Origin of the sequence: Dactylosporangium sp. McL0621 (assembly GCF_049995355.1) — a bacterium.
In the GTDB taxonomy this organism is placed as follows: domain Bacteria; phylum Actinomycetota; class Actinomycetes; order Mycobacteriales; family Micromonosporaceae; genus Dactylosporangium.
The window spans coordinates 7,975,993-7,995,069 of record NZ_CP188259.1 but is presented as its reverse complement, the minus strand read 5'-3'; the positions used below and the strand labels follow the sequence as shown (position 1 = coordinate 7,995,069).

The following is a 19,077-nucleotide window of genomic DNA, read 5'->3' as shown; positions in this document are numbered from 1 at the left end:
CGCCCAGCGGGCGTTCCTGACCGCGGGCAACCTGGACCTGCGGACGCCCCTGTCCTGGAAGGTGTACGGCGACCCGTACACGATCACCGCCTGAACGGCCGGCGGGGCTACAGGGCGTCGAGGTCGCGTACGGCGTACCGGTGGTGCTCCCACTCCTCGCCCAGGATCACGTGCAGGGCCGACAGGACGGTCACGGACTTCTGCGGCGCGTGCGGGTTGCGGCGCGGCTCGGCCAGGATCTCGGGCGTGGCCTCGGCCAGGAAGTCGCGCACCATGGCGACGCGGCCGGACCGGATCTCCAGGATCTCGGCATAGGACAGCGCGGTCGGCTGCACCGGGCTGTCGTACCGCAGGCCGGCGGGGTGGAACGGATCCTCGAGCTCCAGGATCGCCCGGCCGAGCCAGATGTCCGTGGCGTGCACCAGGTGCCGCAGCGTCTGCGCGAACGACCACTCGCCCTGCACCGACGCGTCGACGGTGCCGGCCGGCATGGCCGCCGCGCGGGCGAGCGTGGCCGTCCACGTTTGCTCCACCGCTGTCCAGGCCGCGCGCAGGCCGTCCGGGTCGGCGGCGCGGCGCTCGGCGCGGCCGGGGAAGCGGCGGTTCAGCTCGGCGTCGACGTACGGCAGCACGTCGACGCCGTTGACGATCAAGGTGTTGCCCGCCTCGAAGAGCCACGGCGACTCGATCTCCGCGCCCTGCAGGTCGACACCGCGCAGGACCGCGCCGGACAGGTCGGCGCCGATGAACCGGGCGCCGCGCAGGTCGTCGGACTCGCTGAAGGTAACCACGGGGTCTCCGTTTCAGTGCGGGAACTGCCGCGGCGTGCGCGGATCGACGGTGATGCGGAAGTTGTTGATCCGCGAGGCGACCTGGAGCATACCGACCGTGGGCTCGATCAGGTCCAGGTAGAGGCAGCGGGCGGCGAGTTTCGGCAGGTCGACGGTGAAGTACACCGCCATGAGCGGGTTGACGAAGAGCCGGCTGCCGCTGGTGCGGGTCGTGAACCGCACGTCGCCGAAGGCGCCCTCGAGCGCGGCGGCGATCTGCCCGTTCACGATGCTCGGGCGCAGCGGCGTGGCGGCCTGGGCGTCGGCGACGGCGGCGCGGTACAGCTCGGCCTCGCGGCTGCCGCCCGGGATCGACAGCGCGCCGAGGTAGCCGCCCTCGCGGTCCAGGGCGGCGAGGTTCTCCAGCACCTGGGTGTGCACCACGCCGTGGTACGCGTCGATGCCGAAGCCGAGGCAGGTGACCAGCCGCACCGGGATCCCGTCGAGGCCCGCGACCGCGGCCAGGCTCGTGATGTCCTCGACCGGCGTGCCGAGCCCGGCCTCGTCGCCGCGCATGAGGATGTCGGTGCCGCCGTCGACCAGGACGATCGCGTCGAGGCGGAGGCGTTCGGCGAGGTGCCGGTACGCCCGCCGCAGCCGCTGCACGCCGACCTTCGGGAACGCGAAGACCGTCGCGGGAAGCCCCTGCCCGGCGAGCCAGCGCGCGAGGGTGCGCTCCGGGAAGTACTCCGCCGGCCCGACCGTGTCCGCAACGACCTCGGCGACGTCCGGCGCGGCCCAGGCGTCGACCTCGAGCAGTTCGAGCGGCGTGAATGAGAGGTTCGCGAGGTGTACCTCAACCCCGGCATCCCACAACGAAACGGCGAGCGGCAGCCCGGCGTAGACGTCGAACCCCCCACCGGCCCCGGCGACGAGCACGCGCCGCGCCCCCTGGAGCGCGGCGAACAACGGCGGCACCGAAAGCGACGGGGTCACGGCCCAATGATGCGCGCTTTCCGGGGCGCGGTGTGACCCGCTACGGTACAGACGATGCCGCGGGGCGGAGGGAGACGGCGCTGTGCGTGTTCGTCCGCACGCCTGGCTCGTCGTGACGGCGCTCGTCGTGCTCGTCGCGGTGCTCGTTGTCGTGATCGTGCTCGGGCCGCTGTGGCTCTATCCGCCGCTGTCGTCCGCGAGCCTCGCGGGCGTCGCCGATCCCAAGGCGCGCATCGAGCTGCAGCAGGCGCAGTCGCAGCTGCAGAACAACACGCGCGGGCTGTTGCTGCAGACGATCGGCGGGATCGTCGTGCTCGCCGGGCTGGCCGCGACCTGGCGGCAGGTCATGATCGCCCGCGACGGGCAGATCACCGATCGGATCGGGCGGGCCGTCGAGCAGCTTGGCAGCGACAAGGTCGACGTGCGGGTCGGCGGGGTGTACGCGCTCGGGCGCGTCGCGAACAACTCCGGGCCCGACCGGCCGACTGTGCAGTACATGCTCGGCGCCTTCGTCCGGGGGCACGCCCCGTGGGACGGCCGGGCGCCCGGCGGGGACGTCGACCGCGACCTGCCCTGGATGTACGTGCGCGCCCCCGACGTGCAGGCGGCCATGAACGTGCTCGGCCGCCGCCCGCGGGCCCGTGGGGCCTGGCGGCTGTACCTGTCGCGGGTCGACCTGCGCAGCACCGCCCTCGACGGGGTACGGCTGACCGAGGTCATCATGCGGCGGGCGACCCTCGCGCGGGCCGAGCTGAGCGGGGCCCGGCTCGACGGCGGGGACCTCAAGGGGACCGACCTGCGGCAGGCGTCCCTGGTCGGGGCGTCGCTGGCCGGCGCGGTGCTGGTCGAGGCGTGCCTGCGCGACGCCGACCTGCACCGGGCCGACCTGCGCGGGGCCGATCTGCGCGGGGCGGACCTGCGGGCCCGGCGGCTCGAGTCGGCGCTGCTCACGGGCGCGCGCGCCGATGACTCCACAGTCTGGCCCGCGGGCTTCGACGCCGGGCGGTTGCGCGATCTCGGCGTCGATGTCAACAGTTCCGGCGGTACCGGTAGTCAGTAGGAAGTGACGTTGCTCTCGTCGCACGGCAGGCGCGGGAGTCATGACAAGCTGAGGTGGACCGGTCCGCCGCCCGGGTCGGCCCCGCGCACCAGCGAGTACGGCACCCGGAAGACGCGACCGGGCGCCGCCGGCCACGGCGGCCGCACCGATCCGATCCGCCGGCCGTCCTGCACCGCCGTCACCCGCGGGAGGCGGCGGTGCTCGGCCGTCCACAGCAGCAGCCGGCCCCGGGCGGGCGGCGGGCCCCCGGGCCGGATCAGCTGCGGCGCCGCCCACAACAGGGGCGGCTCGACGACCAGCGCAAGCCCCGCGGCAACGTCCGGGGAACCGTCCAGCCACGACAGCACGGCCGCGGCGACGTGGTGGCCGTCGAGGGCGGCGACGTCGGCGGTGTCGACCGGATGCAGCAGGTTGCCGGCGGCGAACACGCCGGGGCGGCTGGTGCGCAGCGCCGTGTCGACGCGGGGGCCGCGGGTCGCCGGGTCGAGCTCCAGCCCGGCCAGGCGGGCCAGCTCGTGGTCGGGGATCCAGTCGCCGGTGAGGACCACGGTGTCGCACTCGACGACCTCGCGGCGGCCCGTGCGCAGGTCCTGCAGCTCCACTGTGGACACCCGGCCGTGCCCGTGGATGGCGGCCACGCGCGTGCGGGTGCGCACCGGGCGCAGCGGCAGGCGCAGCTCGGGCCGGAGGTGCTCGGTGGTCAGCAGCACCGTACGGCAGCCGGCCTCCCGCAGGGTGTGCACCGCCGACCAGCTCACCAGCTCGGCGCCGACGACGACCGCGCGGTGGCCGACCGGCCGGTGGTGGAGGTGGACGAGCTGCTGGAGCTGGCCCGTGGTGTACACGCCGGCCGGGCGGTCGCCGGGCACCATCCGCGCGGGGCGGGGCCGTTCGCGGGCGCCGGTGGCGAGCACGACGGCGTCGGCGGTCACGGTGCGCCGGCCCCGCGGCGAGGTCACCTCGAGCGCCCGGTCGCCGGCCCAGCCGGTCACCATCGCCTCGGTCTCCACCACGGCCCCGGCGGCCACGGCGCGGGCGGCGAGACGCTCCGCATAGGACGGTCCACTGAGGATCCGGTGCAGATCCCGGATGCCGTACCCGCTGTGCGCACTGTGCCGCGGCACGCCCCCGGGCGCGGACTCCCGCTCCAGCACGAGCACCGGTCCGCCGACGCGCCCGGCGAGCGCCGCGGCCGCACCCAGCCCGGCCGGCCCGCCCCCGACAATGGCAACGCGAACATGCCCGCTCACCGCGCGCCCCCGGCCTCGTGCAGCGCGGCCACCTCGGCGCCGCAGTAGAAGCCCTGGCACCGGCCGTTCATCGCGCGCGTCCGGCGCCGCAGACCGTCCACAGTGGCCGGCGGGATCGTCGAGGCGTAGGCGTCGCGGATCTCGCCCCGGGTCACCCGCTCGCAGAAGCACACGATCCGGCCGTACTCCGGGTCGCCGGCGATCGCCGCGCCGTCCCGGTAGGGCCGGACACCGGCCTCGCCCAGGTTCGGCATCCGCGGCGGGGGAGGCAGCCCGGGGCGCTCGCGAACGTCCAGCGCGCCGTCCAGAAGGGACACCACGTGCTCGGCGATGGCCAGGCACGCGGTGAGGCCGGTCGAGCGGATGCCGCCGACGAGCGCGTACCGCCGCGGCTCGTCCACGTCGATGAGGTAGTCGTCGGCGTCGACCGCCGCGCGCAGGCCCGCGTAGGCGGCGGTGACCTCCTCGTCCAGCAGCGACGGCAGGATCGCCGCCCCCTTGGCGCGCAGGAACGCGAACCCGGCCTCGGAGGTGCCGGTGGCCGTGCGGTCATCGAGGTCCTCGGCGGTCGGGCCGAGCATCACGTTGCCGTAGATCGTGGGGCTGATGAGCACGCCCTTGCCCACCTTGGACGGCACCGGCAGGACGATCCTCGGGGCCTTGGGCCGGGCGAGCTTGTCGAACACGAGCAGCTCGCCGCGGCGGGGCGTGACGGTGAACCGTTCGTGGCCGAAGAGCCGGTCGAGGCCGTCGGCGCCGAGCCCGGCGGCGTTGACGACCCAGCGGGCGCCGATCTCCCCGGAGTCGGTGCCGAGCCAGGTGTGGGTGCCGTCGTCGCGGACCGCGGTGACACGGTGGCCGCGCCGCAGGGTGACGCCGCGGCGCACCGCGTCGGTCGCCAGGGCCAGGTTCGTCGTCCACGTGCAGGTGATCGACTCGCCCGGGACGGTGAGGCCGCCGAGGGCGCCGGGGGCCAGGGCGGGCACCTCCCGGTACACCCGACCGGAATCGACGATCGAACACCCGGTGTAGCCGTTGCGGGTGGCCTTGTCCCGCAGGCCGGGCAGGGCCGCCAGCTGCTCGTCGTCCCACGCGACGAGCAGCGCGCCGGTGCGCTCGACGGGGATGCCGGTCGCCGCGGCGTACTCGCCGAGCAGGTGGTAGCCGCGGGCGACGAGGCGCGACTCGAGGGTGCCCGGCTTGGCGTCGAAGCCGGTGTGCAGGATCGCCGTGTTGGCCTTGCTGGTGCCGTCGCCGACGTCGGCGCGGGCCTCGATGAGCACAGTGGACAGTGCGGTGCCGCCGAGGCGCCGGGCGATCGCGGCGCCGACGAGCCCGGCGCCGATCACGGCCACGTCGAACGCCGGGGTGCTCATGCGGAGGCCAGGGCGTGCCAGCGGGCCAGGTGCTCGGCGGCGCGCTCCGCCGGCCACGCGGGCTCGAACGTGGCCGCGGGCCGCCAGTCGCCGACGGCGTCCACGATGGACAGTGCCGGGTCGAGGGCGAGGCGGGCGCAGGCGGCGGCGCCGAGGGCGGTCGCGTGCGGGGACGGGTACACCTCGATCGGGCGCTGCGCGAGGTCGGCCTGGGCCTGCATCAGCACGCGGGAGCGGGTGAGGCCGCCGTCGGCGCGCAGCCGGGTCAGCGGGGTGCCGAGGTCGTCGCCGGTGAGCGCGGCGAGCGCGGCGACCTGCGCGGCGATGCCCTCGAGCACGGCCCGCACCACGTGGCCGCGGCCGGTGCTCAGGGTCAGGCCGGTGAGCGAGGCCGTCGCGGCCGGGTTCCACCACGGCGCGGCGAGCCCGGCGAGGGCGGGCACGCAGAGCACGCCGCCGCTGTCGGGCGCGGCGACCGCGTCGAGCTCGCCGGCGCCGCCGATGAGGCCGAGGTCGGCGAGCCAGCGCACGGCGGAGGCGGCGGTGTAGACCTGGCCGTCGGCGCAGTACGCGGTGGCGTCGCGCAGCCGCCAGGCGACCGACGTGGCCAGCCCCTGCCGCGACCGGGCCGCGCCCGCGCCCAGCTGGGCGAGCAGGAAGGCGCCGGTGCCGTACGTGCACTTGGCGGTGCCGGGCTCGAGGCACGCCTCGGCGAGCAGCGCGGCCTGCTGGTCGACGATGAGGCCGGTGACCGGGACGTCGCCGCCGAACGCCGCGGTGGTGCCGACGATCCGGTCGCTCGGCACGATCTCGGGCAGCTCCTCGCCGGCGAGGCCGAAGAGGTCGAGCAGCTCGCCGCTCCACTCGACCCGGTCGAGGTCGAGCAGCAGCGACCGGCTCGCCGTGGACGCGTCGGTGACGAAGGCGCCGCACAGCCGGTGCACGAGCCAGGTGTCGGTCGTGGTGACGACGCCGCCGGGGCCGCGCTGCTCGCGCAGCCAGCGCATCTTGGGGGCGGAGAAGTACGGGTCGAGCACGAGCCCGGTCAGCTCGGCGACCCGGGGGGCGGACGCGGCGCGGGCGGCGCAGACGGTCTCGGCCCGCCGGTCCTGCCAGACGATCGCCGGGCCGCGCGGCGCGCCGGTCGTGCGGTCCCAGGCGAGCACCGTCTCGCCCTGGTTGGCCAGCGCCACGGCCCCGACCGGCACCCCGGCCGCGGCGACGGCCCGCCGCCCGGCCCGCAGCACGGAGCCGAGCAGCGCGTGCGGATCGACCTCGACCCCGCCTCCGTCGAGGTACACCGGCCGCAGCTCCTCCTCGGCGGTCGCGAGCACCCGCCCGCCGGGGTCGGTGACCACCGCCTTGGTCCCGGAGGTGCCCTGGTCGATCGCGAGGACGTGGCTCAACGGGCGGCCGCCGCGAAGAGCTGGACCAGGTCGAGGGCGGCCTCGCCGGTCCAGAGCAGCGAGGAGAGGCCGACGAGGACCGGCACGACGGCCAGGACGCGCGGCAGCACCGCCGGGTGCGGGCGCAGCAGGAGGCTGACCCGGCGGGGCACGATGCCCCCGACGCTCGCCGCGTGCAGGCCCGCCGGGTGCGGGGCGGGGCCGGCGAGGGCGGCCGCGCCGATGGCGGTGGCGACGGTACGGCGGTCACCCAGCGCGGCCGCGGCCCGCTCGTCGGCGGCCCGCTCGACGAGGTAGTCGACGTGCCGGCCGACCCACCACAGCGCCGGGTGCGCGGCCACGGCCAGCTCGGTCATGCGCACCAGGCGGTGGTGGCGCTCGGCGAGGTGGGCGCGCTCGTGCGCGAGGAGGGCCTCGAACTGCCGGTCGCTGAGCAGGTCGCGCAGGCCGGTCGTGACCACGACGTGGCCCGGGCGGCCGGGGACGGCGAACGCGCCCGCGGCCGCGTCGGGCACGATGACCAGGGGCTCCGGGCCGCCGGACGGCAGCAGCCGGAGCAGCCGGTGCTGGCGGATCCAGCGGTACGACACCGAGATGACGGCGGCCGCCAGCAGCCCGATGCTGAGCCACGGCACCCAGGGCTCGGCCGCCGTGTCGCGCGCGACGATCCCGGTCGACCAGCCCAGCGCCCGGCCGGCCGGCGGCACCTCGGCGGCCGCGTGGGCCGCGAACAGCGCCAGGTTGACCGTGCTGCCGAACGCGGCCGCGGCGGCGGACCAGGCCACGGCCCGGGCCGCGGCGCCCGGCGCGAGCCGGTCGGCCAGCAGCCGCACGGCGATCACGAGCAGCGGCGGGACCGCGAGCACGGACCAGGCGAAATGATCGAACACGATGCGGCGAACCCTTCCCCGCTACTCCCGCTACAGTCTGCCCCGTGACCCCAGACGAGGCGCGGCCGAGGCGGCGGCCCGGCCAGCTCGAGGCCGAGATCCTGACGGTACTCGGCGCGGCGGGCGCCCCGCTCTCCCCGGGGGAGGTCCGGGAGCGCGTCGACCCCGCGGGCCGCCTGTCCTACAGCGCCGTCGTGACCACGCTGACCCGGCTGCACGAGCGCGGCGCGGTGACCCGGCGGCGGGACGGGCGGGCGTACCGGTACGGCGCCCTCAGCGACGCCGCCGGCCTGGTCGCGGACCGGATCAGCCGGCTGCTCACGGCCCAGTCCGACCGCGCCTCCGTGCTGCGCCGCTTCGTCAGCCGCCTGTCCGAGCAGGACGAGCGCCTGCTGCGCGACCTGCTGAACGAGGACCCGGACTGCTAACTTCTACACGGCTGTAGAAGTTGAAGTCGGAGGTCCTCGATGACGGTGGCGCTGGACGATGTCGTCCTGGTGCTGCTGGCCGAGGGTCCGAGCAGCGCGTACGAGCTGTGGCAGCGGCACACCGCCGTCTTCGGCGAGGCCCGCAAGGTCGACCTGAGCCGCGTCATGATCAGCGTCAACCGGCTGGAGCGCGCCGGCCTGATCCGCATCGAGGCGCCGGCGACGGTCCGGCACGGCAGCGCCAACCGCCTCGCGTGCCGGCCCACGGCCGAGGGCCGCCGGCGCCAGGCCTCCTGGCTGTGCGCGGTCGGCCCCGACACCGCGGTCGACGACCTGTACGTGCGGGGCATGCTGGCCGTGGACGCCGCCAACCCGGCGACCTTCGACACCTTCCTCGCCAGCGGCCTGGCCGCGACCCGCCTGCGCATCAGCCGCCTCGCCGCCGCCGACGACCGCGACCCGGCACTGCGGGCGCGGGCCGCCTTCGACCAGGAGGTGGCGCGGGCCCTGGCCCTGTGGCTCAACCAGCTCCCCGAGCACCGCCGCCCCGGCCAGGAGGCTGGTACGGTGCCCGGATGATCACGCTGGGCGCGTACGTTCCCGGGACCAGCCTCGCCGCCGGGTACACGGTCGACGCCCGGGCCGCGAGCCTGCTGACCCACGTGTTCTACGCCTTCGCGACGATCGAGCAGGGCCGCCTGACGCTGCCGCCCGACGCGCCGGCCCACCTCGAGGCGCTCGCCGCGCTCGGCCTCAAGACGGTGCTGTCGGTCGGCGGCTGGGGCGCGGGCGGCTTCTCCGACGCGGCGCTCACCGCGCGGTCCCGGGCCGCGTTCGCCGACGAGTGCCTCGCCCTCGCGGCCGGCTTCGACGGCGTGGACCTGGACTGGGAGTTCCCCGTCGCGGGCGGCCCGGCCGAGGTGACCCACCGCCCCGAGGACCGGCGCAACTGCACGCTGCTGGCGCGGGAGCTGCGCGACCGCCTCGGCCCCGACCGGCTGCTGACCGCGGCGCTGCCGGCGGGCCGGCTGCAGTCGGCGGGCCCGTACGACCCGGCGGAGAGCTACGAGCTCGCCGAGCTCGCCGGGCGGCTGGACTTCGTCAACCTCATGACGTACGACTTCGGCACCGGCTTTTCCTCGGTCGCCACGTTCAACGCCCCGCTGACCGAGGTGCCCGGCGACCCCCTCGACCCGCGGCTGCGCCGGTGGAACAACGTCACCGGCGCCGTCGAGTACTACGAGCGCCTCGGCGTGCCGCGGGACAAGCTCGTGCTGGGCGTGCCGTTCTACGGCCGCGGCTTCCGCGCCGCCCCGCCCGGGCTGTTCCAGCCCCAGACCGGCGCCGTCTACGCCGGCGACTACCGCGACATCGCGCGCGACCTGCTGAGCGACCCGGCCTGGGAGCGGCACCGCGACCCGGTGGCGCGCTCGCCCTGGCTGTACCACCCCGGGACGCAGACGTTCGTGAGCTACGAGGACGCGGAGTCGATCGCCGAGCGCGCGACCTTCGCGGCGCGCCACGGCCTGAGGGGCGCGTTCACGTGGCACCTCGCGGGCGACGACGACGAGCACACCCTGCTGAAGGCGATGGCCGGGCCGTTCCGGTAAACGGCGTTGCCCGGGCGGGCGGGCGGGCGGGGGCACGATACGGGGGCACCCCCGGTGCGCAGGTTACCGCTACTTCCCCAAAGGTGGTTACGCGGGTTCGAATCCCGCCGCCGTCCCCGGACGGTGTCGACCAGCGGCCCAGGTCACCAGGCGCGGTAACCGACTCCGATCTCGGGGGTGCTCGCTGCGAGTATCGCCGGTCGCCGCCGCGGTCGAGCCGGTGCCGGTCGGTGCGTCCGGAGCCTGCTGGGATAGGTACGACGCTGCGGGCGTCGTCGACGGTGAACGCTGCGCAGGCGGCGACCAGCCGGGCACGGACAGCCCGGCGAGTTCTGCGTGCAAACGGGTGGGGTGCGGCAGTGCGGGCCTTGACCGCGCCCCAGCGTGAGACCCGCAACAAAGCCGGCATGCATCCGCCATGACCGGCGGACAAAAGGCAGTGACGAGGCCTCTTGCGCAGGCTCCTATCGGGTCACAGCCCAACCGGTGACGCGGCAGCGGGGCGCCGGAACGTTCGTGGAACGGGATGGAACGCGTGCTGGGCGTGACCCAGGTACTGCTCGAGCTTCTCGCAAAACCGGGCAAAGCACGCACCGCCCGGCTCACCATCACCGACGAGGGTGTCGACGTCAACGGGGACGGGTTTCGCTGGGGTGAGATCACGCGCATCCAGTACCGCGCGATCGACCAGCACGTCAACGGCGCCTACATGCACACCAGCTTCACGCTCGGCGTCGGCGACGCCCGGCACGCGGCGACGTTCATGATGTTCTCCGGCACGACGGGTGCGCTCAAGACGAAGGTCGACCACGCCACCCGTACCGCGTTCCACGAGCGGTGGGCCCGGGCCGCCGACCTGCTCGAGCACCGCGCCGGGGTCCGGCTCGCGGCCGACGCCGTCGCCGCGGTGCACGGCGGCGACGCGGCGGAGATGGCGGGCCTGCGCCTCGACGGCGCGGGCGTCCACAAGGGCGGGCTGTTCCGCCGCAGCATCGCCTGGGCGGAGTACGCCGGCGTGCGGCGCGAGCCGATGTACCTGCACCTGCTGGCCCGGCGCGGCGACAAGGCGAAGTCGCGCATCCAGGTGCACAACGGCGCCTGGAACGTCACGGTGCTTCCCCGCGTCCTCGCCGCGCTCACCCCGGGAGGCGGCAAGTAGGGTGAGCGACCATGACCCGGCGGACTACGGCCACGGCGCTGCGCAAGGCCAAGGGCACACACGAGTTGCTGCGCGTCGGGCGGGTCTGGTCGGAGGAGACCTTCGAGGGCTACGCCGGTGCGGTCGCGGACACCTGGGCCGCGCTGCACGTGCTCAACCACAACATCTACCTCGACGGCTTCGCGGCCGTCCGGCTCGACGACGTCACGTCGATCGAGCCGCGCGGCGGGCCCGAGACGTTCGCGGCCCGGTCGCTGGCCCTGGACGACCAGTGGCCGCCGCCCCCGCTGCCCGAGGACGTGGACCTCACGTCGGTGCGGCGCATCCTGACCACGGCGGCCCAGCGGTACCGCGTGGTGAGCATTTACATCGAGCGCGACGACCCCGAGGTCGTGTTCATCGGCCGGGTGGTGGGATTCACCCCGAAGACGCTCAACCTGCTGGAGCTCGACACGAAGGCGGAGTGGCTCAAGGAGCCCAGCGCCTGGCGCCTGGACGAGATCACGCGGGTCGACTTCGGCGGGGAGTACCAGCGCAAGCTCCTGCGAGTCGCCGGCGGGTGAGAACGGCGACCGCTCGCAGAGCGGGTGAGGGCCGCTGTCCGGCGCCCGTCGTACTGTTGAGCGGGTGAGCGTGGTCCGGCGCGAGGCGCGACGACGGTGGCTGGTCGTCGCGTCGGTGATCGGTGCGCTCCTCGCCGTGCCGCTCGTGGTCGCCTTCGCGCCCGTCAGCGCTCAGAAGATCGCGCCCGCGACGCTGCGTGACCGGATCCTCGCCGCGGCCGACGGGCCCTACCAGGGGTACGCCGAGAGCCGCGGCTCCGTCGTCCTGCCCGACCTGCCGCAGCTCGGCGACGCGACCGGCCTGTTCGGTGGCACCACCAGCATGCGTGTCTGGCACGCCGGGCCCGACTCGTGGCGGGTCGCGGTGCTCGACCCGGTCGGCGAGAAGGATTACTTCCGCACCTCGTCTGCCGCGTTCACCTGGGACTACGGCCGCAACCTGTGGACCGCGACGGCCGGGGAGCCCGCGGCCCGCCCGCCGCAGGCCGCCGACCTGGTGCCGCCCGAGCTCGCGCACCGCCTGCTCCGCGACGCCGGGCCCGACGCGCGGCTGGAGACGTTGCCGGCCCGCCGCATCGCCGGGACCGCCGCGGCCGGGCTGCGGGTCGTGCCCGCGGACCCCGACACCACCATCGGCGCCATCGACATGTGGGCCGACCCGCAGACCGGGCTGACCCTGGAGGTCGACGTGGCCGGCGCGCTCACGACGCGGTTCCTCGACGCCGGTACCGCACCGCCCGCCGCCGACGTCGTCGAGCCCCGCGCCGCCGGGTCGTCCGGGTTCGCCTCCACCACCCAGTCGGAGATCACCTCGTCGCTGAACTCGGTCGCCCGGGCGAACCTGCCGGGCTCGCTCGCCGGCCGGGCGCGGGTGCCGGGGCCGTTGAGCGCGCTCGCGGTGTACGGCGGCGGGCTTTCGCGGTTCGTCGTTGTCGCGGTGCCGGGCCGGCTCGGCGAGCGGACGCTGAACGCCCTGCGCGACGCGGGCGGGCAGCCGCTGGCCAACGGGTACCTGCTGCGGTCCTCGGTGCTGAACCTGGCCGTCACCCGGTCGGGGCGGCGCACGTACCTGGTCGCCGGGTTCGTCACCCCCGAGCTGATCACCCGAGCGGCCGGAGAACTGCGGTGATCGAGACCGTCGCGCTGACCAAGACCTACGGCCGGGTCCGCGCCGTCGACGCCGTCGACCTCACGGTGCCGGAGGGGTCGCGGTTCGGGCTGCTCGGCCCGAACGGCTCGGGCAAGACCACACTGATCCGGATGCTGCTCGGCCTCGTCTTCGCCACGAGCGGGCAGATCTCGATCCTGGGCCGGCCGGTGCCGCGGCGCCTGGCCGAGGTGCTGCCCGACGTGGGCGCGCTCGTCGAGGGCCCGGCCGCGTACGGGCACCTGTCGGGCCGCGCCAACCTGCGCCTGATCGACGCGGCCGGCCGCTCGGTGCGCGCCACCCGCCGCCGGCGCATCGAGGAGGCGCTGGAGCGGGTCGGGCTCGGCGGCGTCGACGGGCGCCCGGTGCGCACATACTCCCTCGGCATGCGCCAGCGCCTCGGCCTCGCCGCGGCCCTGCTGCGCGCCCCGCGCCTGCTGATCCTCGACGAGCCGACAAACGGCCTCGACCCGCAGGGCATCCACGAGATCCGGGAGCTGCTGCTGCAGATCAGCGCCGCCGGTACCACCCTGCTGCTGTCCAGCCATCTGCTCACCGAGATCGAGCAGCTGTGCACGTGGGTCGGGATCATGGACCGGGGCCGCCTCGTCGGGCAGGACGAGCTGGCCGCGCTGCGGGTGCCGACCGGGCGCGTCATGCTGCGCAGCCCCGACGCCGACCGGGTCGTCGCGCTGCTCGACGGCCACGTCACCCACCGCGACGGCGACCGGCTCGCGGTCACCCACCCGGACGCGGCCGCGCTCAACGCGCAGCTCGTCGCGGCCGGGCTGCGGATCGCGGAGATCGGCGCCGAGCGGCGCACCCTGGAGCAGGTCGTCCTGGAGGCCACCGGGGCCGGCACGGATCGGATGGAGCGCCGATGATCCTCGTCGAGCTGCGCAAGCTGTACCGCCGGCCGCGGACCCTGGTCAGCCTCGGCCTGCTGTGCGGGCTGCCGCTGACGGTCGCCGTCCTCCTGGCCACCACCCGCATCGGCACCGCCGCCGCGCAGGGGCCGGCGTTTCTCTCGGCGGTACTGAACAACGGCTCGCTGTTCCCCGCGGCCGCCCTGGCGATCGTGCTGCCGCTGTTCCTGCCGGTCGCGGTGGCGATCGTGGGCGGCGACGCGGTCGCGGGCGAGGCGGCCGCCGGCATGCTGCGCTACCTCGTCGCCCGCCCGGTGGGCCGCACCCGCCTGCTGCTGGCCAAGCTCGTCTCGATCCTGGTGTACGTGCTGGGCGCGGTCGTGCTCGTCGTGCTCAGCGGGTACATCATCGGCATTTCGCTTTTCCCGGCCCAGCCCGGCGCGGAGGTCGTCACGTCGGTGTCCGGCCCGGCCCTGAGCCCCCAGCAGGTGACCCTGCGCATCGCGGCGGCGACGGTGTACGTGGCGCTGTCGATGCTCGGCGTCGGCGCGATCGCCCTGTTCCTGTCCACCGTGAGCGACTCGTCACTGGGCGCGACCCTGGGCGCCCTGGCCGCGCTGGTGGCGAGCCAGCTGTTCACGGCCCTGGACGCGGCCGTCGCCATCCGCCCCTATCTGCCCACGCGCTACTGGCTGGCCTGGATCGACTTCTTCCGCGAGCCGATACTCTGGCGCGACATCGAGCGGGGCCTGGGGATCCAGGCGGTGTACGTGGTCATCTTCCTCGGCCTGGCCTGGGCGAACTTCGCCACGAAGGACATCACCAGCTAACTACGGTTCTCAGCAGGGCGGTGCGGGTCCGATGGGCGCCGTCCCGATCGCGTCGAGCACGAGGCCGGTCACGTAGTCGTCGGTCGGCAGGTCCCCGTGCGCGACCTCGCGCCCCGGGCACGCCTGCTGGATGTCGACGTCGACGGCCCCGGCGAGCCGCGCCGAGTCGGGCGGCACCACGGTCTGGTCCTGCTCGGTCCAGACGCTGAGCCACTGCGGCGGGTTCGGCACGGGGCTCTTGAGCTGCGCCAGGAGCGTGCTGCCGGGCGCGAGCTGCTGACACGCGGCCGGGCAGGCCCCGGGCAGCCCGGCGGCCCCGGCCGCGGCGAGCCGCGCCCCTTGGTGGGGCGAGCCGAGCGTGACGATCCGCCGCGCCTTGTGCACCCCGTCGTGCCGCTGCGCCCAGAGCCGCGCGACGACACCCCCGGCCGAGTACCCGATCACGTCGACGGACGGCGCCCGCCGCAACGCCTGTCCGACGGCGTCGTCGAGCACGTCGGCCTGCACCGCGAGATCCCCGGTCCCGCCGTCGGGCATCTCGACGACGGTGGCCGCCCGCCCCCGGGCCCGAATGGCCGCGGCGAGCCGGTCAACGCCCTCGGTGCCGCCCCCGTACCCGGGCACGAGGAGCACCGCCCCGAGCACACCCTGGTCGGGGATGCGCACCGGCTCCCGCCGCAGCAGCCCGCGCAGCGCGAAACCCCCGACGGCGAGCACGACGATCGCCGCGAGCACCGCGAACATGGCCCGCCGCCGAGGACTCATTCGTCATGTGTACCTCGCGCGGCCCGCACAATCGGATACCGGGCCGCATCCGCCCCGACCCGATCGCGGTGTGATCGAGGCCGTCGACGCGCTCCAGATGTCGCCCGGCGCGGGTGAAGCCGAGCGGTCCGGGCATGCCCCGATGCAGGCGACCGGCGATACTCGCAGCAACGCACCCCCGAGACCGGAGTCGGTTACCGTCGGCTCACAGCATGCGGGTCGCGCGGAAGCCGAGCAGGTGTTCGATCGCGCGGGTGTCGATCGGGGTTGCGGTGCCGGGGATCGAGGCGCGGATCTCCGTCTGCGGGTGGTACTGCGCGATCAGGTCCATCGTCGGCCGCTCGGACAGCGTGCGCGGGGCGGCCAGGAGCACCGGGTGGAAGCCGGTCACCGGGCGGGTCAGGGCCAGCCACACCGCCTCGGCGGCGTCGTCCACGTGCAGGTACGACCACGAGTCCGCGGCCATGACCGACGGGTCGCCTGCGCAGCGCGCGGCCACGGTGCGCAGGCGGTCCCAGGCACCGGTGAACGGGAAGCGCAGGGCCACGATGTCCAGGCCGTAGCGGCGGTGCATCATGGCGGCCGTGGCCTCGTCGGTCTGTTTCGACAGGGAGTACGGGTCCTCGATCTGCAGCGGGGTGGCCTCGTCGAGGGGGTAGTACGCCGGGTGCAGCTCGCGCCCGGCGAAGCGCAGGCCCAGGATCGAGTAGCTGGACGCGATCACGGCTCGGCGCACGCCCGCCCTCGCGCACTCCTCCAGGACGTTGAACGTGGCGCGGGTGTTGCCGGCGAAGACGTCGATCGCGGGGTGGTCCAGCGGGCTCGGGATGGCGGCCAGGTGCACCACCGCGTCCACGCCGCCCGCCAGGGCCGCCCGGACGGTGGCGGGGTCGCCGGCGTCGCCTGTGACCGAGTGCTCGGCGGTGGCCGGGGGCGGCCCGTCGAGTACCAAGGCATGGGTTGTCGCGTTCCCGGCGGCGAGCCGGGCGCACACGGCGGCGCCGATGTTGCCGGCCGCGCCGGTCACGAGCACCCTCACGGCGCCTCCAGGGCCCCGTCCGGGCGGCGCACGACGGCGGCCCAGCGGTCGAAGAGGAACTTCGTCGGCGGGTACTGTGCCGCCTTCTCCTCGTCCAGGTCGACGCCCCAGCCGGGCTTGTCCGAGGGGTACATGTACCCGCCGGTGACGTCCGGGCAGCCGGGGAAGACCTCGTGGGTGGCCTCGTTGTACTCGTGCGACTCCTGGAACCCGAACGCGGGACTGGACACGTCGACGGCGAGGTTGGCCGCGACGCCGACCGGCGAGACGTCGGCGGGGGAGTGGAACGCGGTGCGTACCCCGCACAGCTCGGCGAGGGCCGCGAGCTTGCGCGTCGGGGTCAGGCCGCCGATCGCCGACGTGTGCAGGCGGATCAGGTCGACGCCGCCGTCGCGGATCAGGCGGGCCGCGTCCGGCACCGAGCCGACCTGCTCGCCGACGGCCAGGGGCACCGGCGAGGCGGCGCGCACCTCCGGCAGCCGGTCGTAGTGCTCGGGCGGGATGACGTCCTCGAGGAAGGACAGGCCGAAGGGCTCCAGCGCGCGGGCCAGCACGATCGCCTGCTTCGGGGTGAGCCGGCTGTGCACGTCGTGCATGAGGTTGATCTGGAAGCCGAGGCGCTCCCGGGCCGCGGCGAACAGCGACGGGGTGCCGCGCAGGTACCGCTCCGGGTCCCAGCCGTCGGGGTTCGGCGAGCCGGGGTAGTGCCCGCCGGTCCCGGGCGCGCCGTAGCTGCCCAGGCCGGGCTCGGCGCGCTGGATCCGGATGTTGCGGTAGCCCTGGGCGATGAGCGCCTCGGCCCGGTCCAGGACCTCCTGCGTGGTGTCGCCGGAGGCGTGGGTGTACACCTCCACGCCGCCCCGCACCCGCCCGCCGAGCAGCTCGTACACGGGCAGCCCGGCGCGCTTGCCGGCGATGTCCCACAGCGCCTGGTCCAGTCCGGAGAGGGCGTTGTTCAGGACCGGGCCGTTGCGCCAGTACGACGAGAAGTGCACCGTCCGCGTGATGTCCTCGATGTCGGCCGGGTGCCGCCCGACCGCGAGCGGCCCGACGTGCTCGGCGACGGCGGCGGCGACGGCGGCGTAACGCTGGGTGAAGGTGGCGCAGCCCAGGCCGTACAGCCCGGGCTCGCTCGTCTCGACCTTGACCACCACGAGCGGCAGCCCCTCGGGCGCCGTGACGATCGGCCGGACGGCGGTGATGCGCAGCGCGTCGCGGGCCGGCCACGGGGGGCGGGCCTCGGGCAGCCCACCGTGTTCGTCGAGCAGCGCGTTGGGATCATGGGTCACGGTCAGGAGTCTACGAGCAGGTACCGCTCGTCGGTGACGGGCTTGCCCCAGAGCGCCGCGTCGGTCAGCGGCCGCACCTGCGCCGAGCGGCCCAGGCGGCGCAGCAGCGCGGTGCACTCCGCGGCCGTCAGCCCCGCGCCGGTGGACCAGCGGCCCTCGATCAGCACCAGGCGGCGGCCCAGCTCGAACCAGCGGGCCAGGGTCGCGGCCGGGTCGGGGACCGCCCACAGCACGTGGCGTACGAGGACCACGTCGAAGGAGCCGGGCGCGAACGGGGGCCGGCTCACGTCGCCGCGGACCAGGGGCAGGTCCGGTTGCTTGCCGCGGGCCCGCCGCAGCATGGCCGCGGACCCGTCGAGGCCGACCACGCGGTGCCCCTGCCCGGCGGCCAGGACGGACAGGCTGCCGGTACCGCAGCCGAGGTCCACAATGGACGCGGGGGCCGGTGGGAGTACCGACGCGAGCAGCCGCGACCAGGCGCGCCGGACGGAGGGGTCGCGCAGGCCGTGGTCGGGCTCGTCGTCGAACGTCGCCGCGTGCTCGTCCCAGACGCTGTTCGCGACGGTCCGCCGGTAGCGGAGCTCCTCTATCGGTACCCCGGCGAAGTCCTCGATCCGCGAACCGCCGTCGGCGTGCCAGCCGGCCGCCTCGTAGAAGCGCCGCGCGCGCTCGTTCGAGGCCAGGACCCACAGCACCGCCTCGGCGTGACCGTCGGCACGCAGGCGGTCCAGGGCCGCGGCCATCAGGTCGCGGCCGGCGCCCCGCCCCCAGTGCTCGGGGCGCACGTAGATCGCCATGACCTCGCCGTCGGCCCCCGGGTCGCGGCCCGGGCCGGTGACGACGAAGCCGACCGGGGCGCCGGCGTCGTCCTCGGCCACGTAGACGGCCGGGGCCGGGCGCCGCCGGAGCGAGGCGAGCCACTGCTGCCGGCGCTCCTGCACGTCGAGGGCGTCGAGGTGGGCCTGCGGCAGCTGCCCGCGGTAGGCCGCCTGCCAGGTGCCGACGTGGATGGCGGCCAGGGCCGCGGCGTCGTGCTCGGTCGCCCGTCGAACGGTCACGACCGATAGCCTGGACGGTATGAGCATGATCGGCAACCATCTCCGCATCACGCCGCTCGAGCTGGACCGCGCGCGCAAGGACCCGGACTGGGTCCAGGAGTACGCCGACGATCTCGAGGACGCCGAGCTCGACGAGCCCGGCAGCCCCGACGGGCAGCTCGCCGCCGACCGCCTGCACCGCACCGAGAAGTCCTGGGACGCCCTGCGGCACCTGCTGCAGCGCGCCGGCTGCCCGGTGAACGTGATCCGGGGCGAGGAGGCGTTCACCGAGGCCGACTGGGGCTACGGCCCGGCGCTGCTGCTCCCGCCGGACCGGGTCGCGGCGGCCGCGGCGTTCCTGTCCGCGCTGCCGTACGACCGCCTGATCGAGGGCGTGACGGGCGCCGAGCTCGAGGCGGCCGGCCTGTACCCGCAGGGCTGGGACGAGCCGGACGCCCTCGACTTCCTGCGGGGGTACTACGAGGAGCTGGTCGGGTACTTCGCGGCCGCCGCGCGCGAGGGCGACGCCATGGTGGCGTGGCTGAGCTGAGCGGCAGTACGTTTCAGTTCGCCGAGGTGCTGCGCCGCGAACGGTG

At 75.2% G+C, this 19,077-nt stretch carries 20 protein-coding genes; 10 read left to right on the top strand and 10 right to left on the bottom strand.

Going from position 1 to position 19,077, the window contains the following annotated elements; genetic code table 11:
* Positions 1-107: 107 nt before the first annotated feature.
* On the bottom strand, positions 108-791 hold the full coding sequence (locus ACPPVO_RS37760) for a DinB family protein (protein WP_426503354.1): 684 nt from the start codon (positions 789-791) through the stop codon (positions 108-110).
* A gap of 12 nt (positions 792-803) precedes the next feature.
* Positions 804-1,766 carry a DUF1152 domain-containing protein gene (locus tag ACPPVO_RS37755; RefSeq protein WP_426503353.1) on the bottom strand — a complete coding sequence of 321 codons (963 nt, stop codon included), beginning with the start codon at positions 1,764-1,766 and terminating at the stop codon, positions 804-806.
* Positions 1,767-1,848: 82 nt separating this feature from the next.
* On the opposite strand from ACPPVO_RS37755, the gene ACPPVO_RS37750 reads away from it, so the two are divergent.
* Positions 1,849-2,826, top strand: a complete 978-nt coding sequence (locus tag ACPPVO_RS37750; RefSeq protein WP_426503352.1) for a pentapeptide repeat-containing protein — start codon at positions 1,849-1,851, stop codon at positions 2,824-2,826.
* Between the two features lie 38 nt (positions 2,827-2,864).
* Here ACPPVO_RS37750 and ACPPVO_RS37745 read toward each other — a convergent pair whose 3' ends face one another.
* Genes ACPPVO_RS37745 through ACPPVO_RS37730 form a run of 4 tightly spaced genes read right to left on the bottom strand, consistent with a single transcriptional unit; the run spans position 2,865 to position 7,748 of the window.
* The gene (locus tag ACPPVO_RS37745) at positions 2,865-4,076 is read right to left on the bottom strand and encodes an NAD(P)/FAD-dependent oxidoreductase (protein ID WP_426503351.1); all 1,212 of its coding nucleotides are present in this window, start codon (positions 4,074-4,076) and stop codon (positions 2,865-2,867) included.
* On the bottom strand, positions 4,073-5,452 hold the full coding sequence (locus ACPPVO_RS37740) for an NAD(P)/FAD-dependent oxidoreductase (protein ID WP_426503350.1): 1,380 nt from the start codon (positions 5,450-5,452) through the stop codon (positions 4,073-4,075). The genes ACPPVO_RS37745 and ACPPVO_RS37740 overlap by 4 nt, the downstream gene beginning before the upstream one ends.
* Positions 5,449-6,858: an FGGY family carbohydrate kinase gene (locus ACPPVO_RS37735; RefSeq protein ID WP_426503348.1), complete on the bottom strand. Its 1,410-nt coding sequence runs from the start codon at positions 6,856-6,858 to the stop codon at positions 5,449-5,451. The genes ACPPVO_RS37740 and ACPPVO_RS37735 overlap by 4 nt, the downstream gene beginning before the upstream one ends.
* Entirely contained in the window at positions 6,855-7,748 is an 894-nt protein-coding gene (locus ACPPVO_RS37730) for a M48 family metalloprotease (protein ID WP_426503347.1), read from the bottom strand. The genes ACPPVO_RS37735 and ACPPVO_RS37730 overlap by 4 nt, the downstream gene beginning before the upstream one ends.
* Positions 7,749-7,792: 44 nt before the next feature.
* Between ACPPVO_RS37730 and ACPPVO_RS37725 the strand changes: the two genes are divergently transcribed.
* The 8 genes from ACPPVO_RS37725 to ACPPVO_RS37690 all read left to right on the top strand — a co-directional run bounded on the left by ACPPVO_RS37725 (position 7,793) and on the right by ACPPVO_RS37690 (position 14,351).
* Positions 7,793-8,176 (top strand): BlaI/MecI/CopY family transcriptional regulator, encoded by a 384-nt coding sequence (locus ACPPVO_RS37725; protein WP_426503346.1) that lies wholly within the window; start codon positions 7,793-7,795, stop codon positions 8,174-8,176.
* 39 nt (positions 8,177-8,215) lie between these two features.
* Entirely contained in the window at positions 8,216-8,755 is a 540-nt protein-coding gene (locus tag ACPPVO_RS37720) for a hypothetical protein (RefSeq protein ID WP_426503345.1), read from the top strand.
* Complete coding sequence (locus ACPPVO_RS37715) at positions 8,752-9,786, top strand: glycoside hydrolase family 18 protein (RefSeq protein WP_426503344.1); 1,035 nt, start codon at positions 8,752-8,754, stop codon at positions 9,784-9,786. Before ACPPVO_RS37720 ends, ACPPVO_RS37715 begins: the two co-directional genes overlap by 4 nt.
* 526 nt (positions 9,787-10,312) lie before the next feature.
* Complete coding sequence (locus ACPPVO_RS37710; protein WP_426503343.1) at positions 10,313-10,945, top strand: hypothetical protein; 633 nt, start codon at positions 10,313-10,315, stop codon at positions 10,943-10,945.
* 11 nt (positions 10,946-10,956) lie between these two features.
* Complete coding sequence (locus ACPPVO_RS37705) at positions 10,957-11,508, top strand: hypothetical protein (RefSeq protein ID WP_360379389.1); 552 nt, start codon at positions 10,957-10,959, stop codon at positions 11,506-11,508.
* A 64-nt stretch (positions 11,509-11,572) separates the two neighbouring features.
* Positions 11,573-12,637, top strand: coding sequence for a hypothetical protein (locus ACPPVO_RS37700; protein ID WP_426503342.1), 1,065 nt, complete (start codon positions 11,573-11,575; stop codon positions 12,635-12,637).
* On the top strand, positions 12,634-13,539 hold the full coding sequence (locus ACPPVO_RS37695) for an ABC transporter ATP-binding protein (RefSeq protein WP_426503341.1): 906 nt from the start codon (positions 12,634-12,636) through the stop codon (positions 13,537-13,539). Before ACPPVO_RS37700 ends, ACPPVO_RS37695 begins: the two co-directional genes overlap by 4 nt.
* Positions 13,536-14,351, top strand: a complete 816-nt coding sequence (locus ACPPVO_RS37690; protein WP_426503340.1) for an ABC transporter permease — start codon at positions 13,536-13,538, stop codon at positions 14,349-14,351. Before ACPPVO_RS37695 ends, ACPPVO_RS37690 begins: the two co-directional genes overlap by 4 nt.
* A gap of 9 nt (positions 14,352-14,360) precedes the next feature.
* On the opposite strand, the gene ACPPVO_RS37685 is transcribed toward ACPPVO_RS37690, so the two are convergent.
* From ACPPVO_RS37685 to ACPPVO_RS37670, 4 genes are all read right to left on the bottom strand, one after another.
* Positions 14,361-15,116, bottom strand: coding sequence for an esterase/lipase family protein (locus tag ACPPVO_RS37685; RefSeq protein WP_426503339.1), 756 nt, complete (start codon positions 15,114-15,116; stop codon positions 14,361-14,363).
* A 205-nt stretch (positions 15,117-15,321) separates the two neighbouring features.
* The gene (locus tag ACPPVO_RS37680) at positions 15,322-16,155 is read right to left on the bottom strand and encodes an NAD-dependent epimerase/dehydratase family protein (RefSeq protein ID WP_426503338.1); all 834 of its coding nucleotides are present in this window, start codon (positions 16,153-16,155) and stop codon (positions 15,322-15,324) included.
* A complete protein-coding gene (locus ACPPVO_RS37675; RefSeq protein WP_426503337.1) occupies positions 16,152-17,444 on the bottom strand; it encodes an enolase C-terminal domain-like protein in 1,293 nt (430 codons plus the stop codon). The genes ACPPVO_RS37680 and ACPPVO_RS37675 overlap by 4 nt, the downstream gene beginning before the upstream one ends.
* Positions 17,445-17,446: 2 nt before the next feature.
* Positions 17,447-18,502, bottom strand: a complete 1,056-nt coding sequence (locus ACPPVO_RS37670) for a GNAT family N-acetyltransferase (protein WP_426503336.1) — start codon at positions 18,500-18,502, stop codon at positions 17,447-17,449.
* 19 nt (positions 18,503-18,521) lie between these two features.
* Here ACPPVO_RS37670 and ACPPVO_RS37665 point away from each other — a divergent pair, with 19 nt between their 5' ends.
* Positions 18,522-19,031 (top strand): YfbM family protein, encoded by a 510-nt coding sequence (locus tag ACPPVO_RS37665; protein WP_426503335.1) that lies wholly within the window; start codon positions 18,522-18,524, stop codon positions 19,029-19,031.
* Positions 19,032-19,077: the final 46 nt, after the last annotated feature.

Excerpts from the sequence above, each read along its gene's own strand:
- ACPPVO_RS37710 (WP_426503343.1), top strand. The coding sequence starts at position 10,313 with ATGGAACGCGTGCTGGGCGTGACCCAGGTACTGCTCGAGCTTCTCGCA.
- ACPPVO_RS37705 (WP_360379389.1), top strand. The coding sequence starts at position 10,957 with ATGACCCGGCGGACTACGGCCACGGCGCTGCGCAAGGCCAAGGGCACA.
- ACPPVO_RS37690 (WP_426503340.1), top strand. The coding sequence starts at position 13,536 with ATGATCCTCGTCGAGCTGCGCAAGCTGTACCGCCGGCCGCGGACCCTG.
- ACPPVO_RS37715 (WP_426503344.1), top strand. The coding sequence starts at position 8,752 with ATGATCACGCTGGGCGCGTACGTTCCCGGGACCAGCCTCGCCGCCGGG.
- ACPPVO_RS37665 (WP_426503335.1), top strand. The coding sequence starts at position 18,522 with ATGAGCATGATCGGCAACCATCTCCGCATCACGCCGCTCGAGCTGGAC.
- ACPPVO_RS37720 (WP_426503345.1), top strand. The coding sequence starts at position 8,216 with ATGACGGTGGCGCTGGACGATGTCGTCCTGGTGCTGCTGGCCGAGGGT.
- ACPPVO_RS37685 (WP_426503339.1), bottom strand. The coding sequence starts at position 15,116 with ATGAGTCCTCGGCGGCGGGCCATGTTCGCGGTGCTCGCGGCGATCGTC.
- ACPPVO_RS37740 (WP_426503350.1), bottom strand. The coding sequence starts at position 5,452 with ATGAGCACCCCGGCGTTCGACGTGGCCGTGATCGGCGCCGGGCTCGTC.